This is a genomic window from Vibrio sp. 811, from assembly GCF_033339195.1.
The window spans coordinates 1-507 of record NZ_JAWOUB010001005.1; the positions used below are offsets into that span (position 1 = coordinate 1).

Sequence of the window (507 nt, forward strand, 5' to 3'; positions counted from 1 at the left end):
TATCTTTATCAACTTTATAGCTTGGGTCTTCACAATCAGAAAAATAAGATAACTCATCTACATTTTTGTACTGCCTGCCCAACGACATCTCAAAGCTTTCAAGTTTAAACGGCGTTTTTTCCGCTGTATTACGTTGTACTAGAGAGGACACCTTTAGAACTGCTTCTTGGAATCGACCAGATGTCGAGACAACGGGTCAAAATGGTCGAAGCCCCTTGATTTCTTGCCCGTTCAGCGCTTTAAATGCGAACTCGAAACGAGACGCGTAGACCACCTTACCATCGAAATCTTCATCCATGTCTATGTTGGATAGAGCCTCAGAGACAAAATCTGCGTCTATATTTTTGTTAATCACATCGCTGTCATCTAGCGTCCATTTAGAACCGTCTTTCTTTAGTATCCCAATATAAGTAAGGTTACTTAGATACTCAGGACCAGCGGTAGTTTCAGATCCGAATACGGCTTCATTATCAAAAGTAGTAGATAGCTTTAGTGAAACTGGAACAC

Annotated in this window: 1 protein-coding gene; it reads right to left on the reverse strand. The window is 40.8% G+C overall.

Features of this window, described 5'->3' with window-relative positions; translation table 11 throughout:
- Nucleotides 1-196 precede the first annotated feature (196 nt).
- Nucleotides 197-507 (reverse strand): hypothetical protein (locus R7Q46_RS30600; RefSeq protein WP_318078769.1); only part of this gene is annotated, 311 nt, incomplete at its 5' end.